The organism is Pseudanabaena sp. CCNP1317 (assembly GCF_034931345.1).
In the GTDB taxonomy this organism is placed as follows: domain Bacteria; phylum Cyanobacteriota; class Cyanobacteriia; order Pseudanabaenales; family Pseudanabaenaceae; genus Pseudanabaena; species Pseudanabaena galeata.
On sequence record NZ_JAYGIF010000056.1, the window covers coordinates 96158 to 115780 of the forward strand.

Below are 19623 nucleotides of genomic sequence, written 5' to 3' on the forward strand. Positions count from 1 at the left end.
TTAAGACATTCTTAATAATTATATTATTGTTCTCATGCTTTTACCTCAACAGCGATGGCAGATTTTCTCTCCACAGCCAGATTTGTCAGCAGCGATCGCTAATTCTACGGGACTTTCGCCCATAATTGCTCAGGTTTTGCTAAATCGCGGTATTGATACGCCTGAAGCTGCAAAGGTTTTTCTCGATCCCGAACTGGAAGATCTGCCTGATCCCAAACAAGAATTTCCTGATTTAATCGCGAGTATTGATCGTATTGAACTAGCCATTAAAAATGGCGATCGCATTACGATCTGCGGTGACTATGATGTTGACGGCATGACTAGCACGGCTCTATTAATTCGCACCTTGCGATTATTAGGCGGCAATGTGGAATATGAAATTCCGAGTCGGATGACGGAGGGCTATGGAATTAATGCGCGGATTGTGCAGGATTGTTGCGATCGCGAGGTGAAATTAATCATCACAGTGGACAATGGCATTGCCGCCTATGAGGCGATCGCTCTTGCCGAATCCTTAAATATTTCTGTAATTGTCACAGATCATCACGAAGTCCCCGAAGACCCCACCAAAATTCCACCAGCAACTGCAATCCTCAATCCAAAATATCAGGTTGATCCAAATTCTCCCTATGCAGCAATCGCTGGTGTTGGTGTTGCCTATGTGTTGGCATTGGAATTAAGCGATCGCTTCGGCAAACGCGCCGAATTAGAAAATCCTTTATTAGAATTATTTACCCTTGGTACGATCGCCGATCTTGCCTCCCTCACAGGTATTAATCGCCGCCTTGTCAAAAAAGGCTTGCGATTGCTATCTCAATCTAAAGTAATTGGCATTATTGCGCTGATTAACGAGACAGGAATTGCCAAAGATAAACAAACAGGGCTAAAACCTGAAGCGATCGGATTTGGTCTGGGTCCTCGCATTAATGCGATCGGGCGGATTGGCAATCCCCAAGTAATTATCGATTTATTAACCTGCGAAGAAATGGGTGAGGCGATCGCTTTAGCACAAGAATGCGAGGCAACTAATCGCCAGCGCCAAGATCTTTGCAAAGAGATCGAACAAGAAGCGATCACCTATATGTCAAAGCTCAAATCAGAGGGTTTTGATATTACCCAAGAGCGAGTTTTGGTAATTGTTGATCGTGAGGTGAAAGAAGCCCTCACCCCCAGCCCCTCTCCCAAGGGGGGAGAGGGGAGTAAGACTTCTACTAAGCGCAAAAAATCATCATCCAAAAGTTCTGCACCCCTCTCTTCACTTGAAGATTCCTCACCTTTAGGCGATGAATCTTCAAATCTTGCTCCCCTCTCCCCTACTGGGAGAGGGGCTGGGGGTGAGGGTTGGCATCACGGTGTCATCGGCATTGTTGCCTCCCGCCTAGTCGAACGCTACGGCGCACCCGTCTTTATTGGTAGTTATGAAGATGCTCATGAGGAAAATTTAGAATCTAAACATCATGGTGCAACGGTTCGTTTTTCGGTTCGTGGTATTCCCGAATTCCATGTCTTCCATTCCTTAGAATATATCGCCAATATACGTAATAAAGGCGGCGGACATAAGGCGGCGGGAGGTTTTACGCTGCCTGCGGAGAATATGGAAAAGCTGCGAAATGGATTGAGAGAATTTGCCGATCGCGAAAATCTTCTCCCTAGTCACATCATCCCGCTGATCAATGTCGATGTATTAGCGGATCTCAGCGAGATCTCGATGACGATGTTGCAAACCTGCGATCGCTTGCAACCTTGTGGACTCGGCAATCCCGATCCTGTATTTTATAGTCAAAATGTGCGCGTACTTTCTCAACAAACTCGCGGTAGAGATAAAGTCAAACATCTTTCTCTAGACCTAGATACAGGCAATGGCAAGATCAAAGCGATCGCATGGCGTTGGGGAGAATATTGTCCAGTGCCTGATTATGTGGATATTGCTTACAAGTTACGTGCTAATCAATGGCAAGATACAACTTCAGTAGAATTAGAAGTAGTTGGTATTCGCGAGGCAACAGGTACGGCTATGGAAAGTTCTCAAAATTCGCCTAAGCATTTGCAATTGCAGTATAAATCTGCGCCCGTAATTACCAAGATTCCCCAATGGCAAAAACTCAGCGAAGCTCCACGACCTTTGCCTCGTCCATTATTGCTATATGGATGCGATCGCCCTGCTGATAAGTTTCAAGGTGATGTCGATTGCGATCGCCCCATACGCGATCGGGATTATCACGCAGTTGTGTTATGGACTTTACCGCCATCCTTCACCCATTTACAATGGTTAATCGCCACAGCCAAACCTGACTATATCTATCTTGGTTCTCATATTCCGTCCATTCCTTCTATTGAGCAATTTCGTGTCCAAGTTCAATCTCTTGATTTGGAGAATATAGAAAAATTAAATTTGTTAGATATCTCACAGCAATGGTGGATTTCTCCTAGTGCGATCGTTTCGGCTTTGCGCGAACTTGGCTACATCTGCGATTTTCCACCGACATTACCACTTGAAGGAGAGTTACTGAGAATGCAAAAATGGTATGCCATTGCGATCGCCAAACTTGCCGCATTAATTACACAAAGCTAGAGTAATTCGCAACTAACATTACAAGACACTATTGTTCAGACTGCTATAATATGCTTGCGATTTGAGCCTTTTTGAGTAGGAAATAAATCATGGGAACAATCACAATCAAAGTAAACTCAGATATTGCTAAAGCATATCAGGAGATTAATTCTACTAGACGAGAAAAGTTAGAACTATTGTTTAGTATTTTACTAAAGCAGGAACTTGATAATCGATCTTTGTCTCAAATTATGGACGATATAGGTTATAAAGCTCAAGAGCGTGGTCTAACTCCCGAAATTCTAGAATCAATTCTTGCTGATGCAAAATAATCGTTTGGTTTTTGATACCAATGTGACCATCAGCGCTTTGATGTTTCCAAATTCTACACCCAGAAAAGTTTTCGATCTAGCTAAATCCCAAGGAGTAATTTTGTCTTCTACTGCGATAATTCTTGAATTAAATGAAGTGCTTAGTCGCAGAAGATTTGAGCGTTATTTCTCTGCGGAAGAGCGTATTCAGTTTGTCTCTAAGTTTTTTGCTGATGCAGAAATAGTAGAAATCAAAGAAACTGTTCAAGCTTGTCGAGATATCAAAGACGATAAATTTCTAGAACTTGCTGTTAATGGGAAAGCTAATTACATCATTACTGGCGATCAAGATTTATTAGTTTTACATCCCTTCCAAAATATAAATATCATTACCCCAAATCTTTTTCTACAAAGCTTCTCTACCAATTAAGGGGCTTACACAAAATAGCTGAACTCAAAAACATTATTGCGGGCTACGCCCGCCATAATGTTTTTGGGTTTTATATGGCTCATTTTTTCCTTGGAGTTCCCTAATTTCTACCTAAAAAACATAAAAAACATAAAGAGAAGCATTTTAATTGGCAAAAAATAATGATCGCTCTAGATACACCAAGCGATCGCAATTTACAAGAAATATACGATCGCAATTCGTGATGCAATTAGAAATTTTAAAGAGAAACAGTTTTTTGAGTGAGATAGCGATCGCACAATACTAGAGCCACCATCGCCTCCACCATTGGCACGGCGCGAGGCAATACACAGGGATCATGACGACCTCGACCCGTGAGTGTAGTATCTTCACCTGCAACTGATACAGTTTTCTGTTCTAGCAAAATTGTCGCTGTCGGCTTGAAAGCAACCCGCAGAATGATATTTTCGCCGTTGGAAATACCGCCTTGAATACCGCCAGAATTATTAGTACGTGTGCGAAGGCGATCGCCATCCATATAGAACTCATCGTTATGCTCACGCCCAGTTAAGTGAACACCATCAAATCCTGAACCAATCTCAAATCCCTTACTGGCTGGTAAAGACATCACCGCTTTGGCAAGATCCGCTTCCAATTTGTCAAACACAGGATCACCCAAACCTACAGGTACATTTCGCGCCACACATTCGACAATACCGCCGACAGAATTGCCATCACGACGGATTTTGTCGATGAAGTCAATCATTTTTTCCGCCATGACTGGATCAGGACAGCGCAAAATATTGCTTTCCACCTGTTCCATCGTTACTGTATTTGGATCAATATCAGGCGCAATCATGTCCTTAACCTGTCTGACATAGGCGATAATTTCTACACCTGCGGCTTGTTTGAGGATTTTTTTGGCGATCGCCCCTGCGGCAACCCGTCCGATTGTTTCCCGCGCCGAAGATCTACCACCGCCTTGCCAATTGCGAATACCATATTTTGCTTGATAGGTGGCATCAGCATGGGAAGGGCGGAATTTTTCAGCCATTTCCGAATAGTCTTGACTACGAGCATCTTTGTTCTGCACCAAAATCATGATCGGTGTGCCAAGGGTTTTACCTTCAAATACGCCTGATAAAATCTGAGCGAGATCGTCTTCACGGCGAGGCGTAACGATTTTGCTTTGCCCTGGTTTACGGCGATCGAGGTCAATTTGAATATCAGCTTCACTAAGCTCAAGTTGTGGTGGACATCCATCGACGATCGCGCCCACGCCCCCGCCGTGAGATTCCCCAAATGTTGTGACGCGAAACAACTGCCCGAATGTACTACCCATGTTTAAATGTTAAATTCTAAAAAATAAGTGACGACCAAGGTTTGATCATCCTTGTATTTTATAGTACCTACTCTTATAAAATACCAATTCACAAAAGTGTAACAACACTTCTGTGAATTAAAACCCAAACTCTGCAAGGGTTTTAAAAACGCAAAGTGGCGTAGCCACTTTGCGTTTTAGGATAAAACAGAAGCAGTCAGAAGCAGTCAGAAGCAGTACCCAGAGTTTTTGCTATTGTTTGCTAAAAAACATGTAGTAAACATATATAGCAATCCTAAATAGGTTGTAAGAGTGCGCCCCGAAGGGGCGCACTCTTACAACCCTCAAAATCTTACAACTCATTTAGGAGCGCTATATTTTTTAGCTTTTGTTTAACAAATAGTAAAAATTGCTGATTAAAAAATTCTTTACGGCTAATATACTCTGTGGTAACTTAACTCTCAAACTGCTTCCAATAATCTATTTATAGCTGTCGCCAGTCATGTTAGAACAAAATCAAAACCCCAAAGAGAATTGCGACGCGAAGCGCCGCAGCTCTCTTTGGGGTTTTATGTCTTGATACACTTGGCGACAGCTATATGTCAATCCTAAATAGGTTGTGAGAGCGCCCCGAAGGGGCGCACTCTTACAACCCTCAAAGTCTTACAACTCATTTAGGAGCGCTATAGATAAAGATAGAGTTAACTCCAATAGTTTTTGATTAAAGAATTTATCAATAATTTTCAATTTCGAGAGTAGCAAATAGTTCGCTCTTCAATTTTCTAACAGTAGTTAAAATGAGCTTCAATCTGGTATGAGTTAAATGAAAAATAGATTTTGTCTAATTTTGGCTGCGATCGCATCCTTAAGTATCGCCAATGCGACTCAAGCTCAGATTGCCGTTGATGGCACTACAGCAACTCAAGTAAATGGCAATGCGATCGCCCCAACAGGTGCAGGTACTGTCAACGGTGACAATCTCTATCATAGTTTTAGTGAATTTAACGTACAGCAGACAGGCGTAATTTTTAATACTGGTAACTCTGCGGTGAATGGGGCTGACGTTCGTAACATTATCAATCGCGTTACAGGCGATAATCCCTCAGCAATTTTAGGAACGATTGAAAGCCGTCAAGCTTTCCCTAATGCAAATCTCTATCTGATGAATCCCAATGGAATTGTCTTTGGACAAAATGCCCGCTTAGATATTGGTGGTTCTTTTCATGCGACTACGGGTACAGGCTTGGGCTTTGATAATGGAACCTTTAACGTTGACAAAAATTCCCTTAGCTTTCCCAGTGGCGATCCGAAAACGATTCGTTTTGCTGTCTCTCAACCTGCGGGGCTGATCAATCAAGGCAACTTAGCCGTAGATACTGGCAAAACCATTACCTTCACTGGTGGCAGCATCATCAATACAGGCACATTGACGGCTCCCAGTGGAAATATTGCCTTAACCTCTGTGGCTGGGAATAGCCAAGTTGAGCTGCGATCGCCCGACGTAGTTTTAGGATTGCAAGTGACAAATAATGCTATTCCTGCGAATTGGAATGGCAAGATTACGGAGTTACCCAAGCTAGCAGAGCTACTTACAGGTCAGATACCTGAAGCTAATCAGGTAGTTGTAAAAGCTGATGGCTCTTTGGCTCTAGTCTCAAGTCCTGCGCCTACGGATGTTGCGGTGACCAATGGAATGGCGATCGTATCTGGGAGAGTTGATGTATCTTCTCCAGACTCAAAGGCTGGCAATGTTGGGATCTTTGGTGAAAAAGTAGGATTGGTCAATGCTCAGATTGATGCATCGGGAGTGCTTGGTGGTGGGACAGTTTTAATTGGAGGCAATCTTCAAGGTATTGGTATAGCGCCAAATGCATTCAGAACTTTTGTAGATCGCAATTCTAAAATTGATGTGAGTGCGCTCTTAAATGGAGATGGTGGCACTGCGATCGTCTGGGCAGATCAAACTACAAGATTTCTAGGTTCAATTCTTGCTAAGGGTGGAACTCTGTCTGGTGATGGAGGCTTTGTGGAAGTATCAGGGAAACAGAACCTTGATTATCGTGGTAACGTGAACACCTTGGCTCCCAATGGAAAAACAGGAACTCTACTACTTGATCCGACTGATATTAATATTGTTAATACTACAGGTACATTTTTTAACTTGACTGAGGTAGATGAGTTTAGCGATCCTGATATTGGAACAAACGAAATAGAAGTAGGTCTTCTGAGTTTTGCAGGAACTAATATTACTTTACAAGCAACAAATAACATCAACTTTAATACCGCAGTGACAATTTTTACTGCTGGGGTAGGGCTAACGGCTCAAGCAGGTAACAATATTAACCTCAATCAAGACTTAACAACAACTGGCGGCAATATTAACTTGCTTGCCAACAATGGCTCAACTGCTACGGGTACAGGTTCAATCCAAGCAGCGGCTGGTGTTACGATCGTCACCAATGGGGGGGATTTCAATGCCACAGGTTTTAATTTTAGCAATGTCAGCTTAATTGATACTAGTTCGACCACAGGTGGCGGCAATATTGATATCAATGTTACAGGATCGATTGATGCTAGCTCATCATCACTGCTTACAGGCGTAGAAGCACCTGGAACTGGTAACGGCGGTAACATCACTTTAAGAGCTTTAGGCAATATTCAAGCTAGTGCTTTGCAAGCTGCTGATGGAGTTGGCGCAACGGTAATTAATGGCGGTAACGTAACCCTTGACGCAGGGGGAAATATCGCCATTGGCACGCTTGGCTCGATTTCTACTCGTAGCACCGCAGGCGGTAGAGGCGGTAATATTTTGCTAAATAGTGGCGGCACGATTTCGGTTTTGGGAACCACAGGTATTAATGCAAGCGTTTCAGGTGCTTCCGCGAGCGCTCAGGCAGGTAATGTCACCTTCAATGCAGTTGGAAATATTATCACCGATGCCAATATCACTACGGGTATCAATACCAATAATACCTCTGGTAATGCTGGTAATATCATCTTTACCTCAGGCAACAATATCAGCGCCACAGGTTTTTTGCTGTCGGCAAATTTAGGTGTTGGCAGAGGTGGAAATATAACTGTCCAAGCGATTACCAGTATTACCACTGGCGATCTCTATAGTGCCTCAGTTAATGGTATTGCAGGTAATGTTCTGCTTGACCCCATTGGTGACATTACGGTCAACGGGACTATTTTAGCTTCAGGGTTAATCCAAGGGGGCAACGTCTCCATTGCAACGACAGGCGGCAATATTAGGATCAACAGCACTATCCCCGCAAATGTTTTTGGGTTCCCCACAGCAGGTTGTGCGGGGGCGAGTATCTGCACTGCAAGTTCTGGAGGCGGAACGGGGGGGAGCATCTTTATCCGACATGGTGGACTAACACCTTTTACGATTGGCAACGCAAGCATAAATGGAACCGCAGGATTCTTGACTACTGGCACTTCTACCCTTGAAATTGGCAGAATTATTCCTCTTGGTAATAGCATTTTTGCACAGGGCAACATATCGATCGCCCCTTCAGGTGAAACGACCTTCACGCCACCCAATATTTTAGTTGGTGTAAATCCCGTTGATATAGAGACGCAAGCGCTGCTCGAAATTAAAGATGTTATGAAAAGAGAAGTTGATCGCTTCTTAAAAGAAGAAAACTTAGAAAAAGCATTTCAAGCGATCGAGAATGCCTATGTCTCTGAGCTAGGAATTTTCTTAGGTGAAAGTCTTACCCCTCCAGCATTAAGTATCAGCGAAGCTCAAGACATTTTAAGTGATGTCTCCAAGCGTTCTGGAAGCGCGTCTGTCTTGATCTATCCAATCATGCTGAACGATCGCCTTGAGATTTTGGTAATCCCACCCAAGGAACTGGGCAAACCTTTTCATCGCTACACGAACTATGCCAACGAAGAGGAAATTATTACAGTTTTGACGGATTATCGCGCCAGTCTTCGGGATACAAGTTCACTAGACTATTTAGAGCAAGCTCAAAAACTCTATGACTGGGTAATGCGTCCAATTGATGCTCAATTACAGGCTCTCAAGATTGAAACGGTTGTCTTTGTAATGGACTCTGGTTTACGAGTGATTCCTCCTGCCGCCCTGCATGATGGGAAACAGTTCTTAGTGGAGCGCTATGCCTCAGCAAATATTCCTGCTTTACGGGTAACTAGGTTAGAAGAGCGCGATCGCCAAAACACCCGTGTTCTAGCAATGGGACTGACCGAGGCAAGAGAAGGATTAAGTGCATTACCAGCCGTAGAAGTTGAGATTAAAACGATTGGTACGCAAGTGTTAGCTGGAACTACATTTTTAGATCGCGACTTTACCGTTGCCAATTTGCAAGCGCAACGGGGTAAGGCAAAGTATGGAATTCTCCATTTAGGAACCCATGGTCAATTTTTAGAAGATCGCGCTAAGGATTCCTACATACAATTCTGGGATGGCAAATTGCGATCGCATCAAATTCCCAGCCTTAGGTTTGATCAACCTGTAATCGATATGTTGACCTTGAGTGCCTGTGAAACTGCTGTGGGCAATAATCTTGGTATTAGTGGCTTGGCGGTAGATTCTGGTGCGCGAAGTATTCTTGCTTCTCTGTGGGCCGTTTCCGATGTGGGAACAGCACCTTTGATGATTAGCTTTTACAAGGCTTTCCCCAATGCACTCAGTAAGGCTACGGCTTTAAGACAAGCACAACTTGATTTGTTAAAAGGTAAAGTCAAGATTGAGAACAATCAAATTTTAGGGATTGATGGTTTAGCGGCGATCGCTTTGCCCAAGGGTACTGAAAATGTTGATATCAAACATCCTTTCTTTTGGTCATCTTTTATTTTGGTGGGCAATTGGCTGTAAGTTAGGGCTTCGCAGAATTGTTTTTGTAGCGTGGCTTTGTTACAAAAAACAGTTTTTTAACAAGATTTATCCAAGTTGTCAATTTGAGGTGTGAAGGTGAATCAAAATCTAAAGGATCTAATCAAGTGTAGTAGTAAGGCGCTGATTGTCTCGATACCAAGCTTACTAATTAGTTGGATTGGCTTGCCTAGCTACGCTCAAGCCCCCTCCATATCTTCGCCATTAACCCGTCCCCCAGAATCTCTAGAACCAAAGTTACCAGCTAAACCAACAAGTCCTATTCTCACTCCTTCTCCATCATCACCTTCCACAAGTTCGCCAGACGAACCTTTGCCAATATCACCAAATGAAGCCTTGATTCCAGTTAAACGGATCGAGATCGTGGGAAGTTCAATTCTCACATCAGTAGAAATTGCCACACTAGTAGCACCATTAGAAAATAGATCAGTCACGCTTAGGCAGTTACAAGAAGTTGCGGATAAAATCAGTCAAATCTATCAAGATCGTAATTACATTACTTCTCGTGCTGTTCTTGCACCACAGGATATTAAAGATGGTGTGGTTAAAATTCAAGTACGAGAGGGTGCGTTAGAACGTGTTGATGTCAAACGGGCTGGAAATGTAGCAGGCCGATTAAATGATGGTTATATTCGCGATCGCATCCAAATTGCAGGAGCAACACCTCTCAACTTTGCTCATTTAGAAGATGCCCTGCAATTACTCAGATCTGATCCTTTAATCGGTGACATTAGAGCTAATTTGACTACTGGCAGCCAACCAAATCAAAGCATTTTACAGATCACATTAAGTGAAGCTAAATCTTTTAGTATTCGTCCATTTTTTGATAACTATGGCAATACTTCCACAGGAATCTATCGGTTTGGGGTAAATCTGCAAGAGCTTAACCTTACAGGTAATGGCGACTCAATTTTGGTTGGGTATACTCGTGCTGGTAGCTCCGATGTTTATCAACTTAATTATCAATACCCGATTAATCCCCAAGGCGGAACCCTAGGTTTTAACTTTTCCGCAGGACAAAACCCGATCACTGAGCCACCTTTTAATAGCTTAAATATTCTCACAGATTCCCAAACCTATGAGCTAGCTTACCGTCAACCTTTAACGCGATCGCCCCGTGAAGAGTTTGCGCTTGGCGTTAGTTTAGCTTTTGAGAATAGCGGCTCCTATTTTGACAATCGGTCATTTAATTTTCAAAATTTTAAGTTTGATGACGGGCGATCGCAGTCTAGAGTTTTGCGATTCAGTCAAGATTATTTAAGCCGCGATCCAGTTGGGACGTGGGTATTACGTTCAACTTTTAATATGGGGTTGAATGTTCTAGGTGCAACGATTCGCAATGATAATTCGCCAGATGGTAGATTCTTGTATTGGGGCGGTCAAGTGTTGAGAGTGCAACGACTGGGTGAAGATAAAGATACCTTGGCATTTTTGCGACTAAATATGCAGTTTTCAGGCAATCAGTTGCTTTCTCTTAATCGTTTTAGTATTGGTGGATCTCAGTCTATTCGTGGCTATCGGCAAGGTCAACTTACAGGTGATAGCGGAATACAAGCTTCTGTAGAATTGCAATTTCCGATGGTACGTAACGAAGAAGGGATATCGCTTGTTAAGCTATTACCTTTTGTCGAAGGTGGCACAATTTGGAATTCGTCAGGTCTCAACTCCACCACGCAATCATTATTTGGAATTGGCTTAGGTGCTACCTATCAACCAATTCGCAACTTATTACTACGTTTTGATTATGGAATTCCTTTGGTAAATGTCTCTAACGCTGGTAATAACTTACAAGATTCGGGATTATATTTCTCTGTAAATGCAAGTTTCTAAAAGAAAGTCTACGCAAAGCGCGACCTTTCTTTTAGACTCTGATATTACGTGGAACTCAGATAATGAACCTCTTGCTACGAACATGACAGGGCAACCCTACCTGTAAATTTTAGATCTTGTAGGGGCTGCGCCCCTGTGCCAGCCCTAGACTTACGCCATCGAAAGAATTCCTTCTACGTAACATCAGTCATACCAATTCACGAAAGTGTGGCAACACTTTTGTGAATTAAAAGCCAAACCCAACAAGGGTTGTAAAAGCACAAAATGGCTACGCCATTTTGTGCTTTGGTATTAGACTAAAAAAAGTTGAGTAGGATCAAAACAAGCTTTCCACGGTTGAGAATATTCCTTGAGAATAAGCCACCTCTCTTTAAATACTTCTGCTTGTAGATGATAATCCCAATCATGATTGGGAGGAGCATTTAACTTAATATATAAGGTCATACGATGAGGTGTTTCTGTAGTACGAACTAACCAACAGGGAATCGTATTTGGCAAATCACTTTTGACTGAATTTTCTAAAAATGTAATATGGTGGGCGCGAATTCCTATGTGCGTTGTCAGGGTTGTAGCATCATAGTTAACTTGGAGATTACATTCCCAATCGATCGCTTCGACATGATAAGGTGAAATCAGGTTTATCCGTGAAAAGTTTTTGCAGCCCGTCAGCCTAGCCGTTTCTATATTTGAAGGATTTTCGAGAACATCTGACTTCTTCCCATATCGCATGACTTGACCATGATCTAAAATCAACAGATTTGTACAGATGCGATAGGCTTCCTCAATGTTGTGAGTGACAAATAGCGTCAGCCCCTGATAATTGCTAAGCGCCGAAATTAGCTCTCGTTCCATTTGGCTACGCAGATGGGTATCTAAAGCCGAAAATGGTTCGTCGAGCAGAAGGATTTCGGGTTGACTGACTAGCGCTCTTGCTAGAGCAACTCTTTGCTGCTGTCCGCCAGAGAGTTGATGGGGATAGCGATCGCCAAATCCCTGTAGCTCAATGCTATGTAATTGCTCAGAAACTTTTTGCTTGATTTGTAATGATGGTAATTCCTTTGGCAAACCAAAGGCAATATTTTGTGCGACCGTCAGATGTGGAAATAGTGCGTAATTTTGGAATAGAAAACCAATATGGCGATCGCGACTAGGTAAATTAATATTGTTAGTACTATCAAATAAAATCTTCCCATTAACTACAATCCGCCCACTTGATGGAGTTTCCATCCCTGCAATGCACTTGAGCAGCATACTTTTACCTGTACCTGATGCCCCCAAAATGCCGATTGATTGATCAACACAGTGTAAAGTAATTTGCAAATCAAACTCAGGTAACTGTTTGATGATATTGATGAATAAGCCTTTTTGAGGATTAGTAATTGGGGATTGGTAATGGTGGTTTGGTAATGGTGGTTTGGTAATCGAGGATTGAATTTTTTCCTTTTTCCTTTTTCCTTTTTCCTTTTTCCTTTCTCTCTTATTTGACCAGAGATTAGCAATGGCGATCGCTGAAAACGACATTGATAAAATAATCGCTGTCCAGAGCCAAGCTTCTTGATTATCCCCTGCTTGGACGGCGGCATAAATGGCGAGGGGAATGGTGGTGGTTTGCTTGGGAATATTACCCGCTAACATTAGGGTCGCGCCAAATTCACCTAAGCCTCTAGCAAAGGCAAGCACCGCTCCTGCTAAAATTCCTGGGAAGGCGAGGGGTAAGGCTATTTGCCAAAAGGCTCGAAATTCAGAAGCCCCAAGGGTTTTCGCGGCTCGAATTAAATTCCCATCTACCTGCTCGAAGGCTCCTTGAGCGGTCTTATACATGAGTGGAAAGGTGACAACGACTGCTGCGACTACGCCTGCATACCAAGTGAAGATGATATTGAAACGGAAGAGTTGCAAGAACTTTCCCATCCAGCCATATTGTCCAAATAATTGCAATAATAGAAAGCCGACCACGGTGGGCGGTAAAACTAAAGGCGCAAGAAAAATGCTATCAAGTACAGATTTCCATTTGCCGCGATATTCAAGGAGACTATAGGCTGCCGTAATTCCAAAAATAAACGTAAAAAAGATGGCAGTAATTGCCACCTTTAAAGATATCCAAAATGGAGAGAAATCAAAGGTTGGTGAATCCATATTTCTCAAAAATAGTCTTGGCTGGTTCGCTGGATAAATATTCTATATAGGATTTAGCGCTCGATTGATTCGTGCTTTTTTGTAAAACGGCGATCGGATAGACAATCGGCTTATAAAGTTTAGCGTCAATGATTTCTACTACTTTAACTTTAGTAGAAGTTTTCGCATCCGTTGCATAGACAATTCCCACCTGAGCGTTGCCTGACTCCACAAATTGCAGCACTTGTCGCACGTTATTTGCTAAGACAAGTTTTGGTTCGAGAGATTGCATGAGGTCTAGCTTCGTCAGCACTTGTTCAGAATACTGCCCTACGGGAACGCTACGCGGATCGCCGATCGCAATACGTTCGATACTAGCACTGGCTAAGTCTTTTAATTCTTTAGCATCGCTTTTACCCGCAGGCACAATTAATACCAACTTATTAGTCAATAAATCTCGGCGCGTATCAGCAACGATCAAGTCTTTTTTTTGCAGTTCATCCATTTGCTTAGCGGCGGCGGAGATGAAGACATCAACGGGAGCGCCATTCATAATTTGTTGTTGCAAGTCGCCCGAACTACCAAAGTTATTGCGAAGGGCAACGTTAGCTTTTTCTTCACTATAAAGAGAAGTGATTTCACCTAATGCGTCCTTGAGACTAGCAGCCGCCGAAACTGTTAATTGGATGTTCTCTTGCCTAACAGGAGGTACGCTTGCCTTAGTAGGCGTATTTGCTTGTTCGACATTTGGGGATGAGAAATTGCATCCCGCGATCGCGCATAGGGTGACAACAATCAAAGAGAGAAAAGTGATAATCTTTTTCTTGTTCATGGGAAACTCTAGTGGAAATATTTTTTATCTCTCGTAGGGTGTGTTAGCGTCAGCGTAACGCACTCAATAAACACAAATGATGCATTGTGCAATCACTAAAACATCCTACAACTTCAACTTATCTACCCGATATATAAATCAGTTACTAATCAGTAGCTACCATCACATCTGAGGCTTTAATCACAGCATAAACTTCGCTACCTTCCTTCAATCCAAGCGCTTCAGCCGAAGACTTAGTGATAATGGAAGTAATTTCAAAACCTGAAGAAACCTCCATTGAGATTTCAGCATTGACAGCACCAATATTAATTTTTTTCACGATGCCTTTAATACAATTGCGAGCGCTAACTTTCATAGATATTCCTCCAAATATTGAAATATGATTGTATAACCTTATATATGGGTATATGTATACAGGTATTTACACAAAATTTGTATTGCTATAGTGATTTGATAGGAAGGCAGTAAAAGAGCGATCGCTGTTGAAGGCAAATTGAGAGGCGATCATTCTATGGTTATTCTCGCAACTTCTAGCAATAGGCTACTATAGAAGATTAGATCAGCATTTCATCATAATTGCTACTCTAAATTACAAGTATATTTACTCAGGCAGACCTGCGTGCAAGCAATAGACCCACAAGAACTATATCCCTTTGAACTTGACCCGTTTCAATTACAGGCGATCGCCGCCTTGCAAGCAGGTAAGTCGGTCGTTGTTTGTGCGCCAACGGGTTCAGGCAAAACCTTAATCGGCGAATACGCAATTCATGCTGCATTGGCAGACCATCGCCGCGTTTTTTATACCACACCACTTAAGGCACTTTCCAATCAAAAGTTACGCGATTTTCGGCATCAGTTTGGTGATGATAATGTTGGCTTGCTCACAGGTGATACATCTGTAAACCGTGACGCGCCGATTTTAGTAATGACTACCGAAATTTTTCGGAATATGCTCTATGGCACACCGATTGGTGAAGTTGGCACTTCGCTTACGGATGTGGAAGTGGTGGTACTAGATGAATGTCACTACATGAATGATCGCCAGAGGGGAACTGTATGGGAAGAGTCGATTGTTTACTGTCCTGCCGAAGTACAGTTAGTCGCGCTTTCAGCAACCGTGGCAAATAGCCAACAACTAACTGACTGGATTCACAAAGTGCATGGTGATACTGAGTTAATCTATTCTGATTTTCGTCCTGTTCCCCTTGAACATTCTTTCTGCAATAACAAAGGCTTTTTTCCTTTACTAGACAGTTCCAATCAGAAGATCAATCCTCGACTCAAGCCACTTACCAATAAACCACCCTCAAAAGAAGAAAGACATAAAATTGTCCCTCCCATTGGAGCCGTAATTTCGCATCTACGCCAGCGAGATATGCTGCCAGCGATTTACTTTATCTTCAGCCGTCGTGGTTGTGACAAATCAGTGACAGATTTGGGCAATGTTTCCCTTGTTAATGCAGAAGAATCACTGAGACTGAAGCCACAAATTGATGCTTTTATCGCGGCTAATCCTGAGATTGGCAAGCCGTCTCATATAGATGCCCTCTACCGTGGTATAGCCGCTCACCACGCAGGCATTTTACCTGCATGGAAAGGATTTGTAGAGGAGCTATTTCAGCAAGGTTTAATTAAAGTTGTATTTGCCACGGAAACTCTAGCGGCGGGAATTAATATGCCTGCGAGAACCACTGTAATCTCTAGTATTTCCAAGCGTACCGATCGCGGACATCGGCTACTTAATGCCTCAGAGTTTCTGCAAATGGCAGGAAGGGCGGGACGACGAGGCATGGATGAAGTTGGCTATGTGGTGACGGTGCAGACTCCCTTTGAAGGCGCAAAAGAAGCGGCTCATCTTGCGACTTCTAGCGCCGATCCATTGGTAAGTCAATTCGCGCCAAGTTACGGAATGGTAATGAACTTGCTACAAACCCATTCCCTTGATCAAGCTAGAGATCTAGTTGAGCGCAGTTTTGGGCAATATCTAGCTGATCTCAATCTTGCGCCTCAAATCCAGAACCTAGAATCGGTAATGGAACAAATCGCTAAACTAGAGCATGATCTGGCGAACATCGATTTGAAGCAGTTGGAAGTTTATGACAAATTACGCGATCGCCTCCGTGAAGAAAAGCGACTCCTGAAAATGCTTGCCCAGCAATCAGAAGAGATGCGCTTAAATGATTTAGCGTCCTACGCACCCTATTTGCTATCGGGTTCTCCACTCACGATTCGCACCAATAAAGGTTTGATTATCCACACCGTTCTCGCAGCAAAAGTACAAGGCTCTGGACAATTCCCTTGGTTTGTCTGTCTCGGTCGTGATAATCGTTGGTATACGGTTGGTTACAAAGATATTGTCCAAGTTGGCAGTGATTTATTACTTGATGGTGATATCGACTATCCTGCAAAGCTGCCCTTGAGACTAGGACAGTCGCTCGATGGCGATGAAACTAGTTTGGCGATCGCCCAAAAAATTACGCCCTTACCAGATCCAGAATTAGCTCCTGAAGTAATTAAACAGCAAGCGCGAGTGATGGCGATCGAGTCAGAAATGAATCAACATCCTGTCTCGAAAATGAGCGATCGCAGTATGGTTTTCAAAAAAGTGAAGCGGCTTGAAGTATTACAACGCCAATCTAGATTTCAGGAAGACATGATTAAGGAGAGACGACAAAAGTATTGGCAAAAGTTTATGAGTCTGGTCAACATTTTGCAAGAATATGATTATCTGCAAGGCACTCAACCTACCAAACAAGGCGAAATTGTTGCGTCTCTGCGAGGAGAGAATGAATTGTGGTTATCTCTAGTTCTAAAATCAGGCGAATTAGACAATCTTTTACCCCATCATCTTGCTACTGTATGTGCGGCGATCGTCAGCGAAAATAGTCGTCCTGATAACTGGATAAACTTTGGTTTATCACCAATAGTCAGAGATGTACTTGATCGTTTGGGAAAACCATACAGACTGAGGTACAAATTGATACAAGTGCAAAAAGAGTATTTAGGAAAGTATTACGATAAGTCTGACTATGTTCTAAATGATTTTCCCGCATGGCTGGATTATGAATTAACAGGCTTAGTGGAACAATGGGCTTTGGGAATGGAATGGTTTGAGCTATGCCAAAATACGAACCTTGATGAAGGCGATATTGTCCGTTTAATGCGGCGCACCATTGATTTGCTGTATCAAATTCCCCATGTTCCCAATTTGCCATCACAAATCTATCAAGCCGCTAAGCAAGCCGCACAAATGATTGATCGCTTCCCTGTAAATGAGGTGATTTGAGTTTTTCTGAGCCACTCTTTGTAATTAGTAATAGCGCTTTGCGCTCAAACCCAAACCAAGAAAAAAATTGAAAGCGTTGCTTTGCAACGCTTTCAATTTTTTTCTTGTGGCTCGTTAGTAGATCCAAGGGGCGGATTAGCAATGCAAGAGATAGATAGGACAAATCAAAACCCAAAAGATGGGTGGCGGCGAGAAGCGCCGCCACCCATCTTTTGGGTTTTATGTCCTGAGCAAAACTTACATTGCTATAGATCTTGCTTCACCATAGAATTATCACCAAAACCCGCAACTACTTTGTACGCGATCGCCTGACGGAGTGATGCTCCCATGTAACATTAGTTGGCTATCCCTCCAATGACCCAAACAAGATTACAATATGTTAAGCAAAACTTAACAACAAGGTAACGACAGTCAGGGTCGAGCGTAAAAATGAAAGCAGTGATTATTGGTGCAGGCTTAGCAGGTATGAGTACTGCCGTAGAACTTAGCGAACAAGGCTTTGAGGTAGAGCTTTTTGAATCCCGTCCCTTTGTAGGTGGCAAAGTCAGTAGTTGGCTAGACAAAGATGGCAACCATATCGAGATGGGCTTGCATGTATTTTTTGGCTGCTACTACAATCTCTTTGCTCTAATGAAAAAGACAGGCGCATTTGAGCATCTCCGCCTCAAGGAACATACACATATTTTTGTAAATCCTGGTGGCGCACAGGCTGCCCTTGATTTTCGCAACTTTGGCGGCGCACCTTTTCATGGACTAAAAGCCTTTGTAACCACAGGACAATTACCACTCAAGGACAAAATCCAAAACGCGATCGCGATCGGGCGGAGTCCCTTAATTCGTGGCTTGGTCGATCATGTCGGCGCAATGAAAGAAATTCGCGCCCTTGATAACATCAGCTTTAAAGATTGGTTCTTGGGGATGGGCGGTTCGCAAGCGAGTCTAGACTTGATGTGGGATGCGATCGCCTATGGACTAGGCTTTATCGACTGCGAAAATATTTCCGCACGCTGTATGCTCACCATCTTCCAATTCTTTGCTTCAAGAACTGAAGCTTCAATTTTGCGAATGCTCGAAGGTGCGCCTGATGAGTTTCTGCATAAGCCGATTGTGAAGCTAATCGAATCTAAAGGCGGCAAAATCCATGTGCGTCGGGGTGTACGCGAAGTTCTCTTTGAAGGCGAAGGAGCAGATACTCGCGTTACAGGCTTGATCATTGGCAAAGAAGATGGTGAAGAAATTGTGAATGCTGATGTGTATATCTGCGCCACTGATGTTCCGGGAGTAAAGCGGATAATTCCTGAGAAATGGCGGGCATGGGCGCAGTTTGACAATATCTATAAGCTTGATGCCGTGCCTGTAATTACGGTGCAACTTCGCTTTGATGGTTGGGTGACGGATATTGATAATTTGCTGTATGCCATTAAGGTAGACTTCTCCACCTTTGCCGATTTGGCCATTACTAGCCCTACTGATTATTACAAAGAAGGCGAAGGCTCTCTCTTGCAATTAGTGATTACCCCTGCGGATGATTATATTAAGCTTAGCAATGAAGCGATCGTTGAAAAGATGATTACTCAAGTGCATCAGATTTTCCCTTCTTCTAGTAAGCTGAACGTCATTTGGTCAAGTGTAGTCAAACTCGCACAATCGCTTTATCGTGAAGCTCCAGGCAAAGATCCCTTCCGTCCAACTCAAGCTACACCTGTAAAGAACTTTTTCTTAGCAGGAAGCTATACGATGCAAGACTACATCGACAGCATGGAAGGTGCGACACTTTCGGGCAAGATGTGTGCCGCAGAAGTGGTTAAGAGCAAGCAATTAGAGAAGGTATAGATTGAGAAACCATGTAAAGTGTGATGCGGCGCGAAGCGCCGCATCACAATGTTTGGGTTGTGATTTGTCCTGATATAGGTGTTTATAGCTATATAAGCAGATTTACAACAATTGCCGATCAAACTAGTCACAAGAAAAAACTTGAAGGCGTTGCTTTGCAACGCCTTCAAGTTTTTTCTTGGTTTGAGGTTGAATGCAAAGCGCTGTAAATCGTAAAATCCTGTAATCGGGAACATAGCATATTACCGTTGCTGAAAATGCAACCACA

At 42.9% G+C, this 19623-nt stretch carries 11 protein-coding genes; 7 read left to right on the top strand and 4 right to left on the bottom strand.

What is annotated here, in order from left to right; all coding sequences use genetic code 11:
• Window positions 1-34 precede the first annotated feature (34 nt).
• The 3 genes from VB775_RS11375 to VB775_RS11385 all read left to right on the top strand — a co-directional run bounded on the left by VB775_RS11375 (window position 35) and on the right by VB775_RS11385 (window position 3292).
• Entirely contained in the window at window positions 35-2572 is a 2538-nt protein-coding gene (locus VB775_RS11375; protein ID WP_281008008.1) for a single-stranded-DNA-specific exonuclease RecJ, read from the top strand.
• A gap of 89 nt (window positions 2573-2661) precedes the next feature.
• Window positions 2662-2883: a hypothetical protein gene (locus VB775_RS11380; RefSeq protein ID WP_281008007.1), complete on the top strand. Its 222-nt coding sequence runs from the start codon at window positions 2662-2664 to the stop codon at window positions 2881-2883.
• Window positions 2873-3292 (top strand): putative toxin-antitoxin system toxin component, PIN family, encoded by a 420-nt coding sequence (locus VB775_RS11385; protein WP_281008006.1) that lies wholly within the window; start codon window positions 2873-2875, stop codon window positions 3290-3292. Before VB775_RS11380 ends, VB775_RS11385 begins: the two co-directional genes overlap by 11 nt.
• 238 nt (window positions 3293-3530) lie before the next feature.
• Here the strand turns inward: VB775_RS11385 and aroC are convergent, their stop codons facing one another.
• The gene (gene aroC / locus VB775_RS11390; protein ID WP_281008005.1) at window positions 3531-4613 is read right to left on the bottom strand and encodes a chorismate synthase; all 1083 of its coding nucleotides are present in this window, start codon (window positions 4611-4613) and stop codon (window positions 3531-3533) included.
• 802 nt (window positions 4614-5415) lie between these two features.
• Between aroC and VB775_RS11395 the strand changes: the two genes are divergently transcribed.
• Window positions 5416-9441, top strand: coding sequence for a CHAT domain-containing protein (locus VB775_RS11395; protein ID WP_281008004.1), 4026 nt, complete (start codon window positions 5416-5418; stop codon window positions 9439-9441).
• A gap of 96 nt (window positions 9442-9537) precedes the next feature.
• On the top strand, window positions 9538-11289 hold the full coding sequence (locus tag VB775_RS11400) for a ShlB/FhaC/HecB family hemolysin secretion/activation protein (RefSeq protein ID WP_281008003.1): 1752 nt from the start codon (window positions 9538-9540) through the stop codon (window positions 11287-11289).
• Window positions 11290-11580: 291 nt separating this feature from the next.
• On the opposite strand, the gene modB is transcribed toward VB775_RS11400, so the two are convergent.
• The 3 genes from modB to VB775_RS11415 all read right to left on the bottom strand — a co-directional run bounded on the left by modB (window position 11581) and on the right by VB775_RS11415 (window position 14591).
• Entirely contained in the window at window positions 11581-13425 is a 1845-nt protein-coding gene (modB, locus tag VB775_RS11405; RefSeq protein ID WP_281008002.1) for a molybdate ABC transporter permease subunit, read from the bottom strand.
• On the bottom strand, window positions 13406-14236 hold the full coding sequence (gene modA / locus VB775_RS11410; protein ID WP_281008001.1) for a molybdate ABC transporter substrate-binding protein: 831 nt from the start codon (window positions 14234-14236) through the stop codon (window positions 13406-13408). Before modA ends, modB begins: the two co-directional genes overlap by 20 nt.
• A gap of 145 nt (window positions 14237-14381) precedes the next feature.
• On the bottom strand, window positions 14382-14591 hold the full coding sequence (locus VB775_RS11415) for a TOBE domain-containing protein (RefSeq protein ID WP_281008000.1): 210 nt from the start codon (window positions 14589-14591) through the stop codon (window positions 14382-14384).
• 264 nt (window positions 14592-14855) lie between these two features.
• On the opposite strand from VB775_RS11415, the gene VB775_RS11420 reads away from it, so the two are divergent.
• Together VB775_RS11420 and zds are read left to right on the top strand one after the other, a co-directional pair.
• The gene (locus VB775_RS11420) at window positions 14856-17522 is read left to right on the top strand and encodes a DEAD/DEAH box helicase (RefSeq protein WP_281007999.1); all 2667 of its coding nucleotides are present in this window, start codon (window positions 14856-14858) and stop codon (window positions 17520-17522) included.
• A 429-nt stretch (window positions 17523-17951) separates the two neighbouring features.
• Window positions 17952-19355: a 9,9'-di-cis-zeta-carotene desaturase gene (gene zds / locus VB775_RS11425; protein ID WP_281007998.1), complete on the top strand. Its 1404-nt coding sequence runs from the start codon at window positions 17952-17954 to the stop codon at window positions 19353-19355.
• Window positions 19356-19623 lie beyond the last annotated feature (268 nt).